At 74.0% G+C, this 20,029-nt stretch carries 16 protein-coding genes; 11 read left to right on the forward strand and 5 right to left on the reverse strand.

All coding sequences use genetic code 11. The annotated features are described in order from the left end of the window. Positions 1-89: 89 nt before the first annotated feature. The 5 genes from ACQP00_RS16835 to ACQP00_RS16855 all read left to right on the forward strand — a co-directional run bounded on the left by ACQP00_RS16835 (position 90) and on the right by ACQP00_RS16855 (position 8,016). Positions 90-3,911: a CHAT domain-containing protein gene (locus ACQP00_RS16835; protein WP_433220018.1), complete on the forward strand. Its 3,822-nt coding sequence runs from the start codon at positions 90-92 to the stop codon at positions 3,909-3,911. A gap of 343 nt (positions 3,912-4,254) precedes the next feature. Then, positions 4,255-4,815: a sigma-70 family RNA polymerase sigma factor gene (locus ACQP00_RS16840; protein ID WP_433220020.1), complete on the forward strand. Its 561-nt coding sequence runs from the start codon at positions 4,255-4,257 to the stop codon at positions 4,813-4,815. Between the two features lie 362 nt (positions 4,816-5,177). Then, positions 5,178-6,257, forward strand: a complete 1,080-nt coding sequence (locus ACQP00_RS16845) for a hypothetical protein (protein WP_433220022.1) — start codon at positions 5,178-5,180, stop codon at positions 6,255-6,257. Then, positions 6,254-7,180 carry an ABC transporter ATP-binding protein gene (locus tag ACQP00_RS16850; RefSeq protein WP_433220024.1) on the forward strand — a complete coding sequence of 309 codons (927 nt, stop codon included), beginning with the start codon at positions 6,254-6,256 and terminating at the stop codon, positions 7,178-7,180. The genes ACQP00_RS16845 and ACQP00_RS16850 overlap by 4 nt, the downstream gene beginning before the upstream one ends. Beyond that, positions 7,177-8,016 (forward strand): ABC transporter permease subunit, encoded by an 840-nt coding sequence (locus tag ACQP00_RS16855; protein ID WP_433220026.1) that lies wholly within the window; start codon positions 7,177-7,179, stop codon positions 8,014-8,016. Before ACQP00_RS16850 ends, ACQP00_RS16855 begins: the two co-directional genes overlap by 4 nt. Positions 8,017-8,036: 20 nt before the next feature. On the opposite strand, the gene ACQP00_RS16860 is transcribed toward ACQP00_RS16855, so the two are convergent. After that, complete coding sequence (locus tag ACQP00_RS16860) at positions 8,037-9,197, reverse strand: NAD(P)/FAD-dependent oxidoreductase (protein WP_433220028.1); 1,161 nt, start codon at positions 9,195-9,197, stop codon at positions 8,037-8,039. A 125-nt stretch (positions 9,198-9,322) separates the two neighbouring features. Here ACQP00_RS16860 and ACQP00_RS16865 point away from each other — a divergent pair, with 125 nt between their 5' ends. Next, the gene (locus ACQP00_RS16865) at positions 9,323-12,148 is read left to right on the forward strand and encodes a glycoside hydrolase family 2 TIM barrel-domain containing protein (protein ID WP_433220030.1); all 2,826 of its coding nucleotides are present in this window, start codon (positions 9,323-9,325) and stop codon (positions 12,146-12,148) included. Positions 12,149-12,170: 22 nt separating this feature from the next. On the opposite strand, the gene ACQP00_RS16870 is transcribed toward ACQP00_RS16865, so the two are convergent. Then, the gene (locus ACQP00_RS16870; protein ID WP_433220032.1) at positions 12,171-12,872 is read right to left on the reverse strand and encodes a DUF998 domain-containing protein; all 702 of its coding nucleotides are present in this window, start codon (positions 12,870-12,872) and stop codon (positions 12,171-12,173) included. Between the two features lie 104 nt (positions 12,873-12,976). Here ACQP00_RS16870 and ACQP00_RS16875 point away from each other — a divergent pair, with 104 nt between their 5' ends. Further along, positions 12,977-13,642 (forward strand): O-methyltransferase, encoded by a 666-nt coding sequence (locus ACQP00_RS16875; RefSeq protein WP_433220034.1) that lies wholly within the window; start codon positions 12,977-12,979, stop codon positions 13,640-13,642. Further along, a complete protein-coding gene (locus ACQP00_RS16880; protein WP_433220035.1) occupies positions 13,639-14,640 on the forward strand; it encodes an ArsR/SmtB family transcription factor in 1,002 nt (333 codons plus the stop codon). The genes ACQP00_RS16875 and ACQP00_RS16880 overlap by 4 nt, the downstream gene beginning before the upstream one ends. A 46-nt stretch (positions 14,641-14,686) precedes the next feature. On the opposite strand, the gene ACQP00_RS16885 is transcribed toward ACQP00_RS16880, so the two are convergent. Beyond that, positions 14,687-15,655 (reverse strand): Lrp/AsnC family transcriptional regulator, encoded by a 969-nt coding sequence (locus tag ACQP00_RS16885; RefSeq protein ID WP_433220037.1) that lies wholly within the window; start codon positions 15,653-15,655, stop codon positions 14,687-14,689. An 84-nt stretch (positions 15,656-15,739) separates the two neighbouring features. Here ACQP00_RS16885 and ACQP00_RS16890 point away from each other — a divergent pair, with 84 nt between their 5' ends. Both ACQP00_RS16890 and ACQP00_RS16895 read left to right on the forward strand, forming a co-directional pair. Then, a complete protein-coding gene (locus ACQP00_RS16890; RefSeq protein WP_433220039.1) occupies positions 15,740-17,233 on the forward strand; it encodes an MFS transporter in 1,494 nt (497 codons plus the stop codon). A gap of 14 nt (positions 17,234-17,247) precedes the next feature. Next, positions 17,248-18,297, forward strand: a complete 1,050-nt coding sequence (locus ACQP00_RS16895) for a carboxymuconolactone decarboxylase family protein (protein ID WP_433220041.1) — start codon at positions 17,248-17,250, stop codon at positions 18,295-18,297. 65 nt (positions 18,298-18,362) lie between these two features. Here the strand turns inward: ACQP00_RS16895 and ACQP00_RS16900 are convergent, their stop codons facing one another. Further along, positions 18,363-18,899, reverse strand: a complete 537-nt coding sequence (locus ACQP00_RS16900; protein WP_433220043.1) for an NUDIX hydrolase — start codon at positions 18,897-18,899, stop codon at positions 18,363-18,365. A 75-nt stretch (positions 18,900-18,974) separates the two neighbouring features. After that, positions 18,975-19,547: an NADPH-dependent F420 reductase gene (locus tag ACQP00_RS16905; RefSeq protein ID WP_433220045.1), complete on the reverse strand. Its 573-nt coding sequence runs from the start codon at positions 19,545-19,547 to the stop codon at positions 18,975-18,977. Between the two features lie 65 nt (positions 19,548-19,612). Between ACQP00_RS16905 and ACQP00_RS16910 the strand changes: the two genes are divergently transcribed. Continuing rightward, a complete protein-coding gene (locus ACQP00_RS16910) occupies positions 19,613-19,984 on the forward strand; it encodes a winged helix-turn-helix transcriptional regulator (protein ID WP_433220047.1) in 372 nt (123 codons plus the stop codon). Positions 19,985-20,029 lie beyond the last annotated feature (45 nt).

The following is a 20,029-nucleotide window of genomic DNA, read 5'->3' on the forward strand; positions in this document are numbered from 1 at the left end:
CCCGGGACGGCTGGCGCGTGTTCGCAGGTGAGGGCGGGTGGCCGTACCCCGGAATCGGGACATCCGGCGCAACCGGCATGATGTCGCGCATGGCTCACACGGCAGTGGTCACGGTCGCCTGCGCGCCCGGGGACGCGGGGCACGTCGACGCGGTTCGGGACCTGTGGATTCTGTTGCGGGCGGCCGGATTCGACGCCCGCGTGCAGTCCCGCGACGGCTTGAGTACCGACTCCATCGTACTCGAAATCGGCGACCATCGGCGCGAGGTGGCCCTCGGCGCGCTGGCCGGCGACGACCTGACCTGGCTGCGTGAGCACCACGCGGCCCCGGCGAGCACGCACGAGCTGCGGCTGGCGGTCGGGGTCGGCGGCGGGCGGGTGCGCAGCACGGTCACGCTCGCCGGTGAGGTGCTGTGCGAGCGCGACGAGCCGCTGCCGTTCGGCCGGGACGAGGTGTGGGATCTGCTCGACCTGCCCGACGCCGAGGCGCGGGTGGCCCGGCTCGGGCAGCGGCTCTCGGCGGCGCTGTTCGACGCCGACGCCCTCGACTACGTGACGGTGCTGCTGAGCGAGGGCGTCGCCGGGACCGTGCTCGATGTGCTCGTCGAGGCCGACGGGCCCGCCCACGAGCTGCCGTTCGAGCTGCTGCGGCTCACCGATCAGCGGGCGCTGGTGGCGGTGGACGGCGTGCGGCTGACGCGGATGGTGGCCGGCGTACGGGTACCGGCGAAGCAGACGGAACCCGGGCCGCTGAAGATTCTCGTGGCGGTCGGCGCGCCCGACCGGACCGAGAACCCGCCGCTGGACGTCGAGGCCGAGATGCAGGCCATCGTGTCCGTCGTCGGCGAGGTCGGGCGGGCCGAGATCACGATCCTGGAGGTCGCCGGGGTCCGGGAGATCGCCGAGGCGCTGCGCGGCGACGCGTATCATGTGCTGCACCTGTCGGCGCACGGCTCGCCGTACGGCGTGGAGCTCGAGGACCGCGACGGCAACGCGGTCGACGTGCGCGCCGAGGACCTGGTGCGCGCGCTGCGCCGGGGTGGCCGGCCGCTGCCGCTCATCGTGCTGTCCAGCTGCGGCGGGGCCGCCGACGCGGACGCCGGGCTGGCCGTGACCCTGCTGCGGCACGGCGCCGACCGGGTGCTGGCGATGCAGACCTCGATCACCGACTGGTACGCGACGCGCCTGCTCACCGGCGTGTACCGGGCTCTCGCCGAGGACAACGTCAGCGTGGCGGCGGCCGTCGCCCGTTCGCGGGCCGCGCTGTTCGAGGAGTCGGCCGGCCGGCGCCCCGAGTACGCGGTGCCGGCGCTCTTCGCCGCTTCCGACGGGCCGTTGTGGGATGCGGGGGCACGGGAGGTACACCTGCGGAACCCGACGGAACTGCCAACGGGCGCGGGCGTTCGCGAGATGCTGCTGGGCGACCTGGTCGGCCGGCGCGCGCTGCTGCGCACGGTCACGCAGCTGCTGCGCGACGAGTCCGCCGGGCAGCCGCTCGTCAACGGCGTCGTGCTCACCGGGCCGGCGGGCATCGGCAAGACGGCGCTCGCGGGCCGGGTGGTCGGCCGCCTCCGGGACGACGTCGACGACCCGTGGACGATCGTGGTGCACGCCGGTGTCTGGAACCCGCCGCAGCTCTTCGCCGACCTTACCGCGGCCGGCGTCGAGACCGACAATCCCGGCGCAATCGCCGAGGCCCTGCGCACCCGCCGAGTGCTGCTGGTGTTCGACGACTTCGAGCAGAATCTCACCGTCGGCGGCGAGGCGTTCGCCGACCCGGGCTTCGGCGAGCTGCTCACCACGCTGACCGCCGCCGCCGAACGGGGCAAAATCCTTGTCACAAGCCGTTATCCGGTACCGCAGGCCGCCCTCCTGGCCCGCATCGACGTCCCGCCCCTGACCGACGCCGAGCTGTCGAGGCTCCTGCTGCGCCTGCCCGCCGTGCGCGGACTGTCCACTGAGGACATCAGCCTGATCGTGGCGACCGTGGGCGGCCACCCGCGCCTCGTCGAGTTCGTCGACGCCCTGCTGCACGGCGGCGCGCGGCTGCCCGAGGTGACCGAGCGCCTGCGTAGGCTGACGAAGCTCGACCACATCGGACAGTCGGACGCGGGCGAGGCGGCCCGCCAGGCGATCGCCCTCGGCGCCCAGGACGTGCTGCTCACCGAGCTGCTCGACCTCGTCACCCCGGACGAGCGCCAGACCCTGCTGCAGGCGGCCGTCTTCCGCATCCCGGTGAGCGCCGCCGATCTGGCCTTCGCGCTGTCCACTGAGGACGTCGAGGCCGTCTCGACACGGCTCGACCGCCTGCGCGACCTGACCCTGATCGGCGCGGGTGCGGGTGCGGGTGCGGGCGCGGGTGCGGGCGCGGGCGCGGGCGCGGGCGCGGGCACGGGTGCGGGTGCGGGTGCGGGCGCGGGTGCGGGGGAGGGCGGCGCGGCCGTCGAACCCTGGCTGCGCGAGGCACTCACCAAGGCCCAGGGCGACCGCCTCGCCGAACGGCACGGCCGCGCGGGCGCCGTGTGCCGGCACCGCGTCGAGGCGGGCGAGGCCGATTTCGCCACCGTGCTCGAGGGCGTGTACCACCTGCAGGGCGACGATCTCGCGACGTTCGCCGAGGCCGTGCTGCCCAAGCTCGCCGGCGAGGTCGCGGTGGCGGCCTTCCTCGGCGACGTGACGGAGGCGCTGCCGCGGGAGCATCCGGCGTACCTGGAGCTGCTGACCCGCTCGCGGGACGCCCTGGCCGCATCCGGCAGCACCACCGCAGCCGCCGCCCAGGGCGCCCTCGTCCTCGAGCTCACGGCGGACGACCCGGTCGCGCTGAGCGCCGCCCTCGACAGCCAGGCCCGGATCCTGCACCGCCTGGGCCGGCTGACCGACGCGCGCGAGCACTACGAGCGGGCCCTGGCCATCGACACCGAGCTGGCCGCGGCCGACCCCGACGACGTGGTCCTGCGGCGCAACCTGGGCCTGAGCCACCAGAAGCTCGTCCGCGTCGCCCTGGACGACTCCGACCCCGACCGCGCCGCGGCGGCGGCGACCGAGTCCCTGCGCATCCGCCGCGAGCTGCTGGCCTCGGACCCGTCGAACGTCGGCCTGCAGTGGGATCTGGCGGTCTGCCTCGGTACCGCCGCCCTGGTCACACAGCCCCGCCCGCTCCTGGAGGAGGCCCTCGCCATCTGGCGCACCCTCGCCGCCGCCGACCCGGACAACGGCACCCTGCTGGAGCACCAGTTCGACTGCCTGGACGCACTGTCGGACGAACTGTCGAATGTGGACGAGGAGCACTTCCGCGAGCTGACCATGGAAGCGGCCGCGATCGCCGGCCGCCTGACCGACGCCGACGAGGGCAACGCGGGGTACCAGCGCAAACTCCTCCAGTCGTACTGGCGCCTGACCGACCTGGACGTGCGCGCCGGGGACCTCGCGTGCGCCGAGGGCCACGTGAAGGCGGCGGCGGTCCTGGCCCAGCGCCTGGCCGACGGCGACCCGGCCAGCGCCGACGCCCAGCGGGACCTGGCTTCGGGGTTCGGCCGGCAGGCCGACTTCGCCTTGGCCGCCGAACATCCGGAGGAGGTCCGCGGCTACCTGGAACGCGCCGCGGAGACGACGGAGGCGCTGGTCCACCGCTTCCCCCGGACCGGCGCCCTGCACCGCGACCTGGCCGCGGCCCGGGAGCGACTGGGCGACTGGCTGCGCGACACGGGCGACGCGGTGGCGGCCCGGGCCTTGTACCGCCAGGCCTTGTCGAGCCGCCGCCGCCGGGCCGCGCTCGACCCGGAGGACACCGCGTCGCTACTGTCCCAGGCGGATGTGCACGACCGGATCGCCGCCCTGGACGAGGCCGCGGGCCACAAGTCCCGGGCGCGCCGGCACCGCCAGACCGCCGCGGAGCTGCGACAGGCTGGTTGATCACTGCTCCGGCGGCGGTTGGCGATCGCGCGGTTGGTAAATCGCGGTTGATGACCGCCGCCATTCGATCGACGGTTGTTCGATCGCGCCTGTTTGGTCGTCGCCTGTTCGATCGCGGCTGTGTGATCGCGGCGGTTGGTGGTCGGCTGGATGGTCGCGGCTGGTTGACGGGGCCGGCGGATCACGGCTGTGTGGTCGCGGCTGTGTGGTCGCGGCTGGTTGATCGAAAAGTCGGGCGCTGGCGCGCCGCGACTTTTCGGACTTATACCCCGTCAGGGGACTCGCGCGGTTTGATGGCATTTTTGGGCTGTCACATTCCCTGGCGCGGCGGTGCTTGGTAGATGTGAAGCAGGATGTGCTGCCGGCCGAGCGGAGGGACGCCGAACCCGTGTCGAGTCCGCCGAGGCGAGGACCGGCCGTGCGGGCCGACCTCGAAGAGGTGTTCCGCACCGCGTACCCGCGTGTCGTCGCCGTCGCCGCGCGGGTTCTCGGCTCGCGTGATCAGGCCGAGGACGTGGCTCAGGAGGCGTTCCTGGCGTTCGGCCGCTCGACGGTACCGGCGGGGGAGGCAGTTGGCTGGCTCTGCGTCGCCGCCGCGCACACCGCGCTCAACCTGCTGCGCTCCGGTCGCCGCCGCGCCACCCGCGAGTCGGCGGCCGGCGGGGCGGACGCGTTCGCACCCGACATCGCCGACGACGTGGTGGCCCGCGACGAGCGCCGGCGGGTGCGGGCCGCGCTGGCCAGGCTGCCCCGGCGACAGGCCGTCGCGCTCGTACTGCGGCACAGCGGCCTGAGCTACGCCGAAGTCGCCGCCGCCCTCGAACTCTCGCCCGGCAGTGTCGGCACCATCGTGCGGCGGGCCGAATCCGCCTTACGCAAGGAGCTGGACCGCCATGCACGCTAACGCTCGCAGGCCTTCGCCGTCATCCGTCGCATCCGGGCCGGACGTCATCGTTCGTCGCGCCAAAACGAGCGCTGTGGGTCGTTGCGCCGGGCCGGGCGCCATCGTTCGTCGCGCCAAGACGAGCGCTGTGGGTCGTTGCGCCGGGCCGGGCGCCATCGTTGGTCGCGCCAAGACGAGCGCTGTGGGTCGTTGCGCCGGGCCGGGCGCCATCGTTGGTCGCGCCAAAACGAGCGCTGTGGGTCGTTGCGCCGGGCCGGGCGACATTGTCCGTCGCGCTGGATCGAGCGCTGTTGTCCGTCGCGCCAAAACGAGCGCCGTTGGTCGTTGCGCCGAATCGGCGCGAAGCGAGGAGGTGAACCGTCATGCGCCATCCCAATGACGGCACGCTGCGCCGGCTCCTGGACGAGCCGGACGGCGTCGCCGACGCCGATCGTGAACACGTCGCGGGCTGCCCCGTCTGCCGGGCCGCCCTGGCCACCGCCGAGGAGGACGCCACCATGGCCGAGACACTGCTGCACGCCGAGCCCGAGGTCGACATCGACGCCGGGTGGCGGCGGCTGGCGGCGAACCTCGACAACCCCGAGGCCAGCACGGCGAGCGTCAAGAGGCCCGGGCGCTGGCGTACCGCGTGGCGCAGTCCCGTGATCGCCGCGACCGCCGCCGTCGCGCTGCTGACCGGGGCCACCGCCGCGGCCGCCACGAACTGGCTGCCGATCTTCCGCACCGAGCGGGTCGCGCCGGTGACCGTCACGCCGGCGGATCTGGTGCGGCTGCCGGAACTGTCCGCGTACGGGGACGTCGTGATGACCGAACGGGCCCGCGTCCGCGAGGTCCCCGATGCCGCCGCGGCGAAGGCGGCGACCGGGCTCGCCGTGCCCCGGCTGGCGTCGACGCCGCGGGGGGTGACGGGCAGCCCGCGGTACAATATCGGGGATCGAACGAGTGCGGTCTTCACCTTCTCCGCCGCGAAGGCCGCCCGCACCGCCGAGGCCGCCGGCCAGCCGCTGCCGCCGCCACCTGCCGGGCTCGACGGCAGCCATTTCCGGCTCACCGCCGGGCCGGGGCTCGCCGTGGTGTGGACCTCCGCGTCGGGTGCGCCGGCGCTGATCGTCGGGCGTGCGTTCGCGCCGACCGCCGACTCGTCCGGCATCCCGTTCGCGACCGCGCGCGACTACATGCTGACGCTGCCCGGCCTGCCCGAGTCGGTCGCGGCCCAGCTGCGCGCGTTCACGGGCGACGGCACGACCCTGCCGCTGATCGTGAAGTCGGGGCAGGAGACGAACGCGACCGCCGACGTCGACGGCGTCCAGGCGCTCGTGCTCAGCCTGCGCGACGGTTCGATGTCCGCGGTACTGTGGGTCGACGGCGGCATCGTCACCGCGGTCGCCGGATCGATGAGCGCCGACGAGGTCCTCGCGGCCGCCCGGGGTTTGCGGTGGTGACCGAGCCGTCCGCCGCGGTCTGGTGCTCCGGCCTGCGCAAACGCTACCGCAAGCGCACCGCCGTCGACGGCGTCTCCTTCACCGTCGCGCGCGGCGAGGTGCTGGGTCTGCTCGGCCCCAACGGCGCCGGCAAGTCCACCGCGATCAAGATCCTGCTCGGGCTGGTCCGCGCCGACGCCGGTGAGGTGCTGCTGCTCGGGCGCCCCGCCACCGACCCGATGTCGCGCGAGCGCGTCGGTTATCTCCCTGAGCTTTTCCGGTACCAGCCGTGGCTCACCGCCACCGAAGTCCTCAACCTGCATGTCCGGCTCGCGGGCCTGCGCGTCCCGGAAGCGGAGCGGCGTGAGAGTCTCGGCCTCGTCGGTCTCGCCGATCGCGCCGGTGACCGCGTCGGCGGCTTCTCCAAGGGCATGCAGCAGCGCCTCGGGCTCGCCGTCGCCCTCGTCGCCCGGCCCGAGCTCGTGATCCTCGACGAGCCGACCAGCGCCCTGGACCCGATCGGCCGCGCCGACGTGCGCGACCTGCTGCTCTCCCTCAAGGAGCGCGGCGTCGCCGTCCTGCTCAACTCGCACCTGATCGGCGAGGTCGAACGCGTCTGCGACCGGGTGGTGATCCTCGATCAGGGCCGGGTCGCCGCCGCCGGTACCCTCGCCGAGCTCCTCGGCCGCCGCGAACTCCGCCTGCGCCTGGGCGACGTCGGCGTCGACGCCTCGGCCCGGCTCGCCGCCGCGGGCCCGGTGACCAAGGACGGCGACACCTACACGGTGACCCTCCCGGCCGAACCCGACGAGTCCACGGTGCCGAGTCTCATCGCCGACCTGGTCGGCCTCGGCGTACGCGTCCACGCCGTCGAGCCGGGCCGCATCACCCTCGAGGAACGCCTGCTGGACATCCTGCGGACCGGAAAGGGAGACGACCGGTGAGCACTGTCTTCACCATCGCCGCGCTGACGCTGCACGAGGCGGCCCGGCGCAAGGTGCTGCGGTCCCTGGCCGTGCTCACCGTCATCCTGCTCGGCCTCAGCGCGTGGGGCTTCAACCGCCTCAACGCCGAGTTCGGCGGCCTCACGACCGGCGAGGCCCGCATCGCCGCGTCGATCGTGCTCAACCTCGTCATGTTCGGCCTGTCGCTCATCGCCGCCCTCGGCACGGCCTTTCTGGCCGGCCCGACCCTCGCCGGCGACATGGAGTCCGGCATCGCCCTGTCGATGCTCGCCCGCCCGGTACGCCGCTACGCCGTCCTCCTCGGCAAGTGGCTCGGTCTCGTCGTCTTCGGCGGCAGCTTCGTCGTCCTGGCCGGGCTCGCCCAGCTCATCATCGTCAAGGTCACCGTCGACTACTGGCCGCCGCACCCGATCGCCGGCCTGGCCCTGCTGGCCGGCCAGACAACGGTGCTGCTCACCCTCGGTCTCCTCCTCTCCGCCGTCATCTCCCCGATGGCGTCGGGCGTCGTCGCGGTCGGCCTGTTCGGCGCGACCTGGGTCGCCGGCGTCGTCGGCGGCATCGGCACGGCCCTGCACAACGACAGCGTCGCCCGCGTCGGCGAGGTGTCCCGCGTCCTGCTCCCCACCGACGGCCTGTGGCGGGGCGCGATGCACGGCCTGCAGAGCCCCGGCGTGATGAGCGCCGACGCCTCGTTCGCCGGCCACCCGTTCCTGAGCGCCGACCCCGTCACCGGTGTGTACCTCGCCTGGTCACTGGTCTGGCTGGCGGTGATCCTGGGCCTGGCCGCGACCGCCTTCTCCCGCCGCGACCTCTGACACTTCCGCTCGGCGGTTCTTCATCCGGTGGCCGGGCGCGAGAGCGTCCGGCCACCGGTCGTCGGCTCCACGTCCGGGAACGACCCGTCCCCGAACAGCACCCGCGCGGCCGCCGCCCGACCGGCCCGCCCCCGCATCGCCGCGACCGCCGCCTCCACCAACGCCGGCGACGTCAGCCCGGCAAAGGCGCGCCGCAGCAGCAACCGCCCCCGGAACCTCGATCGCAGCGTCCCCCCGTCGTACCTCCTCAGCTCCCTCGCGTCCCCGGTCCGGAGATAGGCCACGGTCACCACCGCCGCCAGCTCCGACAGCCGCAGGCAGGGATCGAGCCCGCCCGCCGTGAGCGGCGACACAGCCCCCGCCGCGTCCCCGACGAGCAGCCCGTCCGGCCCGGCCAGTCGCCGCAGCACCCCGCCGACCGGAATCGGCCCGCCCCGCCGCTCGACCGGCCCCACCGGCGCATGCGTCCCCGGCGCGTCGGCCGCGAAGTCGTCGAGCAGATGCCGCACCCCCTTGCGCATGGCCCGTGGGTACCCGGCCACCCCGATGTGCGCGTGCCGCCCGTCCTCGATGACCCACCCGAGGTACCCCGGCGCGACCCGCGGATCGAGCACGCAGTGAAACGTCGGCACACTCGCGGGCGCGTCGACCGCGTGCACGATCTCCGCCCCGACCAGCAGCCGCCGGTTGACGTCCAGCCCGAGGTCCCGGGCCACCCGCGACCGCGCCCCGTCCGCCCCCACGATGAACCGCACCCGCACCGGCTCGTGCCCCGCCAACCGCACCAGCCGCCACCCCCCGACGGGCCCGCGCACCGACCCGTCGTACCGCATCCCGAGCCGCACCCGGGCCCCGGCCGCCTCCGCCTGCCGCCGCGCGTGCTCGTACACGCCCGGCATGTCCGCCACCCGGTACTCGACCCGGTCACTCGTCAGCCGGATCGGCTCCCGCCGCGACGGCGGATACAGCACCACGTCCCGCACCCCCGGTCCGAGCAGATGCTCCGGAAGGTCGAAGTCCTCGAGCGTCCGCCGGACGAAGATCCCGGTCGTACGCACCCCGGCGGCCAGCGACCGCCGCTTGTCCACCACGACGACGGAAAGCCCCTGGCGAGCGATCAGCCGAGCGGTGTGCAGCCCCGCGAGCCCAGCACCGACAACGAGCACGTCAATCGTCTCCACCCTTCCGAAGCTAGGCTTCCGCGGCGGCTGGTCGGGCGACGTACACCGAACCTCCCCGACACCCTCACAGCCTTCCACCGCAACGTAGTGGCGCACCGGTCCCTGGCGGCGCGTAAGTTAATCGCGTGGACCACCGGACCGGCTTCGGCCAACCCATCGGAACAAGCGCCCCGCGCGCCGCGTTCGATACGGACGCGCCGCGGCTGAGCCTCAACGGGACCTGGCGGTTCCGGCTCGCGCCGAGCGTGGCCGAGTCGGCCGAGGGATTCTGGGAGCCGGGCTTCGACGACTCCGGCTGGTCGGATCTGCCGGTGCCGTCGAGCTGGCCGATGCACGGGCACGGGCATCCGGCGTACACCAACGTGGTCTATCCCTTTCCGGTCGACCCGCCGCACGTGCCGACGGACAACCCGACCGGCGACCACCGCCTGGTCTTCGACGTCCCGGCCGCGTTCGCGGGGCTCGGCGCCCGGCTGCGGTTCGACGGCATCGACTCGTGCGGGCGCGTCTGGCTCAACGGCGTCGAGCTGGGCGTCACGCAGGGCAGCCGGCTGCCGGCCGAGTTCGACGTGACCGCCGTGCTGCGGCCCGGCGGCGGCAACGTCCTCGCGGTGCGGGTCCAGCAGTGGTCGGCCGGCAGCTACCTCGAGGACCAGGACATGTGGTGGCTGCCCGGCATCTTCCGCGACGTCACGCTGCTCGCCCGGCCCGACGGCGGCGTCGGCGACGTGTTCGTGCACGCCACCTTCGAGCCCGACGGCCACGGCCGGCTGCGCGTCGAAGGGCCGGCGGACGCGCTGGTGAGCATCCCCGAGCTGGGCCTCGCCGACCTGCCCACCGGTGCCGGGCACGACGCCGGGCCGGTCGAGCCGTGGACGGCCGAGACCCCGCGGCTCTACGAGCTGACGGTCGCCACCGCCACCGAGACGGCGACCCTGCGCGTCGGCTTCCGCACGGTGGCGATCGTCGGCGGCATCCTCACCGTCAACGGCCGGCGGATCGTGCTGCGCGGCGTCAACCGGCACGAGTTCCACCCCGAGCTCGGGCGGGTCGTGCCGCCGGACGTGGTGCGCGCCGAGCTGGAGCTCATGAAACGCCACCACGTCAACGCGATCCGCACCAGCCACTACCCGCCCCACCCGGCGGTGCTCGACCTGTGCGACGAGCTCGGCTTCTGGGTGATCGACGAGTGCGACTACGAGACGCACGGGTTCGAGCCGCTCGGCTGGCGCGGCAACCCCAGCGACGACCCCCGCTTCGCCGCCGCCCTCGTCGACCGCATGCGCCGCATGGTCGAGCGGGACAAGAACCACCCCTCGATCATCATGTGGTCGCTGGGCAACGAGGCCGGCGTCGGCGCGAACCTCGGCCTCATGGCCGACTGGGCCCGCGAGCGCGACCCGGGCCGCCCGCTGCACTACGAGGGCGATCGCAGCTGCGCGCACGTCGACGTGTACAGCCGCATGTACGCGACCCACGCCGAGGTCGACGCCATCGGCCGCGGCGAGGACCACGTCCCGCACCTGCCCTTCATCCTGTGCGAATACGCGCACGCGATGGGCAACGGCCCGGGCGGCCTCGCGGAGTACGACGAGCTGTTCGACCGCCACCCGCGCTGCCAGGGCGGCTTCGTGTGGGAGTGGCTCGACCACGGCATCCGCCGGCCGGAGGGCGACTACGCCTACGGCGGCGACTTCGGCGAACCGCTGCACGACGGCAACTTCGTCATCGACGGTCTCGTGTTCCCGGACCGCACCCCGTCACCGGGCCTGACCGAGCTCGGCGCCGTCTACGCGCCGGTCCGCCTCGCCGCCCGGCCCGGCGAGGTGACGGTGCGCAACCGCTACGCGTTCCGCTCGCTGGCCGGGGCCGACCTCCGCTGGACCATCGCCGTCGAAGGGATGACGGTCAGCGAGGGCACGCTCGCGTTGCCCCCGATCGCGCCGGGCCAGGCGGAGATGCTGTCGCTTCCCATCGCATCGGTACCGTCCGCTGCCGGCGAATCCTGGCTGACCGTCGAGGCGGTGGGCACTGACGGCCTGGTGCTCGGCTGCGGCCAGGTCCAGCTGCGCGCGGCGCCCGGCTCGGCGGCGCTTCCGTCGTCGACCCGGGCCGGCGCCGAGGGTGGACCGTGCCGGGAGGGCGGCCTGATCCGGTTCGGCCCGGCGGAGTTCGAGCCGGTGTACGGCCGGCTGACGCGGCTCGGCGGCCTCGCGCTGAACGGCCCCGTGCTCGACGTCTGGCGGGCGCCGATCGACAACGACCGCCTCGGACCCGACCCGGTCGCCGACCGGTGGCGCGCGGCCGGGCTGCACCGGATGACCCACCGGCTGCTCGGCGTCGACCTGACCGACGACGCGCTCGTGGTGGCGACCCGGGTGGCGCCGGCGGCGTCGGATCGGGCGCTGCTGACGTGGTACACGTGGCGGAATCGCGGGCGGGCACTCGAGCTGACCGTGCGGGTCGAGCCGACCGGTGACTGGGACATCCCGCTGCCACGGCTCGGGGTGCGGCTGGAACTGCCGCCGGAACTCGGCGACGTCGCCTGGTTCGGCGCGGGACCGGGCGAGGCCTATCCCGACTCGCGGACGGCCGCGCTGATCGGCCGCTACGAGTCCACTGTGGACGGCTTGGCGACACCGTACGTGTATCCGCAGGAGAACGGGAACCGGGCCGATGCGCGCTGGCTGACGCTCACCGGGCCGGACGGTCGCGGGCTGCGCGTCGAGGGCTTGCCGCGCATCGACTTCACGGCGCGGCGGTGGTCGACGGCGGCGCTGGACGCGGCCCGGCACGGCGCCGATCTCGTGCCGTCGGACCGCGTCCATCTGCATCTCGACCACGCGCATCACGGGCTGGGGAGCGCCGCGTGCGGGCCGGGGGTGTTGCCGCAGTACGTGCTGCATGCGGCCCCGGCGACGTTCACGGTGGTACTGCAACCGCTGACCTGACGAAACCGGGCGCTTTCGGTGGCTAGTGCGGCCGGTCGGCGCGGATCTCGTGGGCGGCGACCAGCGCCATCCACAGCCACCCCACGCCCACGGTGCAGCGCTGCAGGAGACCCGCCACGTCGACCAGCGATGCGTGCTGGCTGAAGCCCATCGTGGTGAGCACGAACAGCGTCACGAACGCCGCGGCGCTGAGGAGCGAATAGATGGACCAGGCGGGGGAGCGGCGCCGGGCATACGCGTACGCGAGGACGAGCATCGCGGCTGCGAGGGCGGCGAAGCCCGGCAGCGAGAAGGCCAGGTCGTGCAGCTGCCCGTGCCACGTCGGCGGGTCCGGCAGCGGGGGAGTGCCCACCGGGTACCCGCTGGTCGGATCGGTCCGGAACGCCCCGGCGCCGAGCAGGCCCACGCCCCAGATCGCCAGCAGCAGCGGCGCGGCCACCGAGCCGGGACCCGGGCGCAGCGCGCGGCGCAGGCCCACGGCGAAGAGCAGGCACAGCAGGCCGGCGATCTCGAAGTTGACGACCTGGACCCAGCCGCCCGGGCCCAGGGCGAGCGAGCTCACCGGGTGGCGCAGCGGGTCGTACCCGTCGCGGAAGGCCTGCTCCAGCAGGAAGAACGCGACGAACAGCGGGCCCGCGACCAGGCCGGCGCGCAGGAGGCGGTTCGGGCGGTGGGGCGGCCGGGCGGGCGCTGCCGCCGCCACCAGAGTCTGTATCCCCGTCATGCGTCAACCGTAGTTGACAGGTCGGCGAGCGTCAACCCTGGTTGACATTCGGTCGGAGCCGAAAGGCTTCACGAGGGTCCGGGCGCGCTCGTACGGTCCGGGGCATGACCACACGAACCATCGAGCTGTCCGACGCGCTGCTCGACTACGTCGCCGCCCACGACAGCTCGCGGGACGCGCTCAGCGCCGAACTGATCGCCGAGACGCGGGCCGCCCTGCCCGACGAGTACGACCTGCAGGTCTCCTCCGAGGAGGCCGGGTTCCTCGCGATGCTCGCCCGGATCACCGGCGCCCGGGACGCGCTGGAGATCGGGACCTTCACCGGGTTGTCCTCGCTGGCGGTCGCGCGGGTGCTGCCGGAGGACGGGCGGCTCGTCTGCTGCGACATCTCCGAGGAGTGGACCGCGGTCGCGCGGCGGTACTGGGCCCGCGCCGGCATCGCCGACCGCGTCGAGCTGCGGATCGGGCCGGCGGCCGAGACGCTGGCCGCGATGCCCGCCGAGCCGCGGTTCGATCTCGCGTTCATCGATGCCGACAAGGTGTCGTACCCGCGGTACTGGGCCGAGGTCGTGCCGCGCATGCGCGCCGGCGGCGTCATCGTCGTCGACAACGTGCTGCGCGCGGGGCGCGTGCTGGCGCCCGAGGACGAGCCGAGCCGTACCGTGGCCGCGTTCAACCGGCAGGTGCTGGCCGATCCGCGGGTGGACTCGGTGATGCTGCCCGTCGCCGATGGCATCACCGTTGCCCGCGTGCGTACGGTGGGTGCGTGATCCGCATCCGGCTCGACGGGCGCGCGCTGGCCCGCACCAGGCTCGCGGTCAGCCCCCTGCACGAGGTCGTCGGCGCCCTCTACCTGCTCACGCGCAGCCCCGGCGCCGTGCCGTGGCCCTACACCGACTGGGCCGGGCGCGCCCGCGCCGTGTTGCGCGACGATCCGCGTTTCCAACCGCTGCACTTGTACCGTGTGCTGTACGGAAACCGGCACGAGCGACCGACGCCGGACGTGTTCTCGCCACCGCCGTCCTCGCCCGGCCCGACGATCGCCGAAGAGCTCGCCGAACTGCGGGCGACCCCGCCGGAGCTGATGCGTGCGCAGCTCGCCAAGCACTACCCGGACGGCGTGCCGGCGGCCCTGGCACCGTACCGGGCGGACCCGGCGGGGGCCCTCGACCGCCTCGCGACCGCGGTCGACACGTTCTGGCGGGTGGCGATGGCCCCGTACTGGCCGGCGATGCGCACCGCCCTCGACGAGGAGGTGCTCGCCCGCTCGCGCTCGCTGGCCACCGCCGGCCCGGGCGCCGTGCTCGGTGAACTGCGCGGACAGGTGCAGTGGAAGCCTCCGGTGCTCGGCCTGATCAAGCCGGTCGAGTCGGCCGTCGACGCGACCGGGCGCCGGCTGTTGCTCGTGCCGGTCCTCTTCGCGCAGGACGTGCTCATGTGCTCCACCGACGACCCGGAGGTGCTCATGGTGAGCTACCAGTCCCGCGGCGCCGGTGTGCTGGCCGCGCACCGGCCCGAGCGCCGGGCCGACGACCGCCTGGCCCTGCTCGCCGGGCCGGCACGGGCCGCCGTCCTGCGCGCGCTGACCGCCCCGGCGACCACCACCGGCCTGGCCCGCGAGCTCGGCCTGGCACCTAGCACCGTCTCGCAGCACCTGGCGACCCTGCTCGCCGCCGGCCTGGTGGAACGGCACCGGGCCCGCAACGCCGTCCTGTACGCCCTGACCCCCGACGCCGCCATCCTGCTCCGCCTGCTCACGGACGCCTGACAGAGCGCGCCGACCGCGTGGAAGCCCTTGCCGTTCGCCGTCGCGGTCAGGGCACGAGCAGGGTGCCCGCGCCCTTGAGGCGGCGGACGATCGGCGAGGTTTCCGCACCGGTTACGCCCGCGAGGGCGCCGACTCCCTCGGCGAGGTAGTCGTACAGTTCGTCGAGGTCGCGGCAGATGACGGTGGCGTTGATGTTGGCCGGGCCGGTGATCGCCGCCGCGTGAGCGATCTGCGGGTGCGTGGCGAGGGCCCGCGACACCGGGGTCAGAGCGGACGGCGCGACCGTGAGCCAGAGCAGGGCTTCGGCGTGGTAGTCGAACAGGGCGGGTTCGACGTCGACATCGAAGTACAAAATCTGGCTCTTCTGCAGTTCTTCGAGGCGCCGGCGGACCGTTGTCTCCGACCAGCCGGTGGCCCGCGCGAGGGTCGGGAAGTCGGCGCGGCCGTCCCGGGCCAGGGCGGTGAGCAGGGCATTGTCGGCCGGGGTGGGCGTGACGGGGGCGATCGTCGGCCGGGGGTCGGGGCGCAGGGCTTCGATCTCGCCGGCGGTGAGCGCGGCGGTGCGGCCCGGCCAGCCCTCGAGGCCGGCGACGCCGCGCAGCACGCAGTAGGCGCTCACGGCGGTGACCTTGGGGGAGCGCGGCAGTTTCTGCAGCAGCAGCTCGCCCTCGTCGGCCTGCCGCCGGGTCCGGGTCACGCAGGAGATCTCGGTGCCGCCGGACATGATCAGCACCCAGGAGGTGTCGGGGCGCCGGGCGAGTGCGGTCGCGACGGGCGGGGCGGCGTCGGGTGTGCACCGCATGCGCACGAGCCAGTCGACGTGTCCCAGCGCGGCGGCGTGTGGGAGGCCGACGACTCGGAGCATACCCGTCGAGCGGAGGCGGCGGTATCGGCGCGCGACCGTGCGATCCGAGATCCCCAGCACCTCGCCGATGCGGCTGAACGGGGCGCGGGCATCGACCTGCAGCGCGTGCGCGATGCGCCGGTCGAGCTCGTCGAGCGTGAGTGGATCCACCGCTTCGAGGGTACCGTGTGCCGGATACCGCCATGATCCGCCCGGCACACGTCGCTCGGGCGGGTCCGGCGGCAGGCTCCCGGCATGCGCAAATGGTTGCCACTGCTCGCGGTCTCGCTGAGCACCCTCATGCTGCTGATCGACATCACGATCGTCAGCGTCGCCGCTCCGGCCCTGGCCCGGGATCTGCACGCGTCGTTCGGCGCGCTGCAGTGGACCGTCGACCTGTACGTGCTCGTCCTCGCCGCGCTGCTCATGGCGGCCGGCTCGCTCGCCGACCGGGTCGGGCACCGGCGGGTGTTCGTGGCCGGGCTGATCGTGTTCGCCGTCGCGTCGCTGACCTGCGGGTTCGCCCCGAACGTGGGCGCGCTCATCGCGTCGCGGGGCGTGCAGGGGCTCGGCGCGGCCGCCATGTACGCCACGAACGCCGCCCTGCTCGGCCTCGCGTACCAGGGCCGGGATCGTTCGATCGCGTTCGGCGTCTGGGGCGCGGCGAACGGTGCGGCGGCCGCGGCGGGGCCGATCCTGGGCGGGCTGCTGACCGAGCATGTCAGCTGGCGCGCGATCTTCCTGGTGAACCTGCCGGTCGCGGCGGCGGCGCTGTGGCTCGCCCGGCACGTTACCGCACAGCGGGCCGGGCGCGCGGGCCGCCTCGACCTCCCCGGCGTCGCGAGCTTCACGGCCGCCGCCACCCTTCTCGTGTACGGCCTGATCAGAGCCGGTGACGCCGGCTGGAGCGACCTTCTGACCGTCGGTGCGCTGGTGGCCGGCGGGATCGCTATCCTCGCGTTCGTGCTCCTGGAGCGGGGCCGCCGCGAACCCATGCTCGACCTGCGGTTGTTCCGCCGCCCCGCGTTCAGTGTGCTCATGTTCGGTGCGGCCGCGCTCACCGCGTCCGCTTTCGCCGGGCTCGTGTTCGTGTCAGTGTGGGCGCAGTCGGTCCTGCGGCTCGACGCGATGGACGCCGGCCTCGTCCTCGCGCCGATGGCGGTGGTCGCGTTCGTCGTCGCGGGTGCGGGCGGGCGGCTGCTGCATGCGGTTCCCGCGCGGTACAGCATCGGCATCGGCCTGCTGCTCGTCGGCGCCGGCGACGCGCTGTGCCTGCTGGTGGGCCCCGGCTCGGGCTGGTCCGCGGTGGTTCCCGGCCTGTCGGTGGCCGGCGTCGGCGTCGGGCTGAGCACGCCGGTGCTCGCGTCGGCGACCCTGGCCGCTGTCCCGCCCGATCGTGCCGGCATGGCCACCGGCGCCTCGAACACGTTCCGGCAGATGGGCTATGCGCTCGCCCTGCCCGTCTACGCCACGGTCCTAGCCTCCGGAGCCGGCGACGTGCTGCGCGGCGGGGCGTCGGCGGCCGCGTTCGCCGACGGCCTCGACCGGATCTTCGTCATCAGCGCGGCGATCGCGGTGCTCGGCGGTCTGGCCGTGCTCGGGCTGCTGCGTACGACCCAGGGTGGACCCGAAACTGACGACCCTGGTCCGATGCAGGCTGACGGCCCGAGTACGACCCAGGGTGTAGGCGAAAGTGACGTCGCTGGGTTGACGACGGCCGGGCCCGCGATCGGCAGGATTTCCTCATAGCCGAGGAGGTCCCGATGCCAACGCCCTACCGGTTCGTCACCCCGGTCCCCAAGCGCGCCGCCACCGGCATGGTGGCCGCGGTGTACGCCGCGTCCGCCCGCGAGCTCGGAGCCCGCTTCGCCCCGCACCTCTCACCCGCACCGGACCTGCACGCCGCCCTGTGGGCGGTGCTGCGCGAGTCGCTGGTCGCCGGCACCGTCCCGCGGGCGCGCAAGGAGGCGGTCGCGGCGGCCGTGGCGGTGGCGAACCGGTGCCCGTTCTGCATCGACGCACACGCCGCGATGCTGCACGCCACCGGCGAACACGACCTCGCGGGCGCGGTGCTGCGCGGCGAGGCGCCCGACCCGCTGGTCGCCTGGGCCCGGTCGACGCGCTCGGCCGAGCCGGATCCGTGGCCGTTCCCGGCTTCGCAGGCGCCCGAGTTCGTGGGCACGGCGCTGGCGAACCACTTCATCAACCGGATGGTGGACGCGCTGCGGCCCGGATCGCCGCTGCCGGGCGGGGCGCTGCGATCGCCGTCGCGACGGGCGGCCGGGCTGGCGCTGGCCCGCACGGTGAAGCGGAGCGTCACGCCGGGGGAGAGTCTGGCGCTGCTGGAGTCCGGGGCGGTTCCAGTTTCGGTGCCGGTCCCAGCGCCAGCGCCGGTCCCAGCGCCAGCGCCGGTGCCGGTGCCGGTGCCGGCGGCGACGGCGGCCTGGGCGGGGGACGGGCCGGTCGGGGTGGCGTGGACGGCGTTCGCGCGGGTCGCGGAGGCCGGCGGTGCACTGCTCGGGGAGACGGCGCGGGCGGTGCTGCACGAGACGGTCGGCCGGTGGCGGGGCGAGCATCCCGAGCTCGGCGGGTGGCCGGGGAGCGTGCTCGGCGCGGTGCCCGAGGACGAGCGGCCGGGTGCGCGGCTGGCGGTGCTGGCGGCGCTGGCCCCGTACCGGTTGACGGAGAGCGCGGTGGCCGAGTGGCGCAGCACGGTCGGGCCGCGCGGGGACGAGGAACTGGTGCGGGTGCTGGGATACGGGGCGTTCGTCGCCGTCGAACGGTTGGCCGGCCGGGTGGTGGTTGCCGTGTAGGGCCGGTTTAGAGCCGGGGGAGCGCGGCGGGGGGTGCGGTCCGGTGGGCGGATGACCGTTGTGGATCAGCCGTGGAGCAGGTGGCCCACGCGGGCGATGGTTTCGCGCAGGTTCGGCTCGGTGGCCAGGTCGAGCGCCTCGGGCAGCGTCAGCCAGCGCAGCGGGGCGTCGGGCTTTTCGGGGCGGGCCGCGTCGGGGGTGCCGGTGGACAGGACGAACCGCACGTCCGCGTGTTCGTGGGCGGGTTCGTTGCCCTTGGGCTTCACCGGTACCACGACGACGTGCACGATGCCGGTGCCGAACTGGGCGAGGTCGGCGAGTCCGGTCTCCTCCTCGCCCTCGCGCAAGGCGACCGCGACCGGGTCCGTCTCGCCGGGGTCGCCGTGGCCGCCGACCTGGAGCCAGGCCTCCTGGCGGGCGTGCCAGCGCAGGAGAATTCGGGCCGTCGGGGGGTGGACGATGAGGGCCGACGCGGTCACGTGCAGCGGCGTGTCCCGTGACCACACGTCCCCGCCGGTCGCGAGCAACTCGCGTACGCGGTCGACGTCGGCGGACTCGGCGGGGTCGGCGGGACGGTACGCGGAGATGAGATCGGCCAGCACGATCGCCAAGCCTAGGCGGGTCGTCTTGCTGCGCGCGACCGGAAAACCAGGAGCGACGGGGGAACCAAGCGAAGGTCAGCGCTGGGCGGGTTCCGGGAAGATGCCGCGGACCGAGCCGCCTGCGAACCAGATGCCGATTGCCAGGGCCGTGGTTGCCTCCAGGTAGGGGGCGCGGGACAGGTCGCCGCAGGAGGCCGGGGTGCAGCCCATCGATGCGATCAGCGATGAGACCTGGTCGGCGGCGTGCGCGTCCGAGGCGCAGAACGGCACGGTCAGTGCGAGGTCGTCGGCGGTCCAGATGCTTGAGTGCACGACGTTGAACGCCTTCACGACCGACGCGTTCGGGGCTGCGGTGGCGATCTGGGCGGCGATCGAGGAGCCGGGCGGCACGGTGAGCATCGGGCCGGACGAGCTTGGGGCGATGGGGTTGGTGCAGTCGAGCACGGTACGGCCGGCCAGGAGATCTGAGAGCTCCGCGGCCAGCGCTGGTGCGGCCGGTGCGGGTACGGCGAACAGGACGAGGTCGCCGTGCTGGACCGCCTCGTGGTGGGAGCCGCGGCCGCGGGTGAGGACGTCGTGGCCCGCTCGGGTCCAGGCGGCGCCGAGGGACGTGGCCATGTTGCCGGTACCGATGATGCCGATCTTCATGCGGAGAACGCTAGGTGCGCCGATGCACACCGCGCGGTGTCCGTCGGGCGGGGGAGAATCGGGGGATGGAGCAGCACGAGGACGAGTTCAGTGCCGACTGTCAGGCTCGGATCGCGTTCGAGGTGCTCGCGAACCGGTGGGACAGCGTCGTCGTGTTCACGCTCGGCGCCTCGGGACCCATGCGGCCGTCCGCGCTTGCCGGGCGGATCGGTGGGATCAAGGCCAAGGTGCTGCATGATGCGTTGCGGCGCCTTGAATACAACGGGCTCGTCGCGAAGACCTCGTTCGCGGAGGCGCCGCCGCGGGTCGACTACGCGCTGACCGAAGCGGGGCAGGCGCTCCTCGAACCGATGCGGGCGATGGGGCAATGGGCACTGCGCTACGGCGACGACGTCCTCGCCGCCCAGGAACGCGCGGCCGGTGAGCGTTCGGCCTAAGAGGCGAGCAGTCGGCTCATAGGCGAGCGGTCGGCCCAAGAGGCG

It is taken from the genome of Dactylosporangium sp. CS-047395 (assembly GCF_050942185.1).
In the GTDB taxonomy this organism is placed as follows: Bacteria; Actinomycetota; Actinomycetes; order Mycobacteriales; family Micromonosporaceae; genus Dactylosporangium.